General features: G+C 51.9%; 2 protein-coding genes. One reads left to right on the top strand and one right to left on the bottom strand.

Annotation, left to right across the window (positions count from 1 at the left end):
* Nucleotides 1-199, bottom strand: a 199-nt coding sequence (locus HHJ06_RS11670; protein WP_251841515.1) for a hypothetical protein, incomplete at its 3' end; no start/stop codon positions are given.
* A 309-nt stretch (nt 200-508) separates the two neighbouring features.
* Between HHJ06_RS11670 and HHJ06_RS11665 the strand changes: the two genes are divergently transcribed.
* On the top strand, nt 509-742 hold a 234-nt coding region (locus HHJ06_RS11665; RefSeq protein ID WP_215429962.1), incomplete at its 3' end, for a hypothetical protein.

Raw genomic sequence — 742 nt, 5'->3', positions numbered from 1 at the left:
CGCGGAGGGCCGCGGAGGCGTCCTGGCCTTCTCTTCTGGTGGAGGAATCCCAAACGTTGGCCCACAGGTAGAGCTGGTTCCAGGAGCCGATCGGGCGGTTCTGCTCGGTCGGGCTCCCGTCCTCCGACGTGTACGGACGCAGACCGACGTCCGAGGTCTCACCCCGGAATTCCCCAGGCAGTTTTTCCTGGGAGAACATGATATTCAAGTCCTTCTTCAATCCACCGAATTTAGAATTCGATTTTTCATGTAAATACAATAATATGAGATTTTAAGAGCTGTATTTCCTGAAAATGTATAATTCCCGGTTTCTCCTTTCTCCATGGCGCTCCTCCCTCCATTTACCGTGTCCCCGGCATGCTTGGGTTGAACCAATTTTGAGCTTGCATGCACTAGCCCTTTTTTGTATTGACTAGAGTTAAGAATTGGCTCTTTGCATCTTCGTGACAGTGGGGATTATCTCCTCAAACTTGAGCGGAAAAGTGCACGCCGGAATACACTATTTCTCATGAAGACTAAACTTTTCACCAAACGTCCTATCAGGCATGTCAGCAAGGGTTTTGCCCTGATTGCCACCATCACCCTGATGATGCTTCTGGCCCTCCTCAGCGTTGGCCTTCTTACCATTGCGTCCTCACAGGTCCGCATTTCCGAGAAGCAGCTTTTCGCCGCGGAAGCCAAATCCCTAGCCAAGCTTTCTCTGGAAGTGGCCCTGGGCCAGCTCCAGTGTGAGCTGGGGCCT

The organism is Akkermansia muciniphila (assembly GCF_018709685.1).
In the GTDB taxonomy this organism is placed as follows: domain Bacteria; phylum Verrucomicrobiota; class Verrucomicrobiia; order Verrucomicrobiales; family Akkermansiaceae; genus Akkermansia; species Akkermansia muciniphila_E.
Note: the sequence above shows the minus strand (reverse complement) of the source record. Positions and strands in the feature narration are given on the sequence as shown.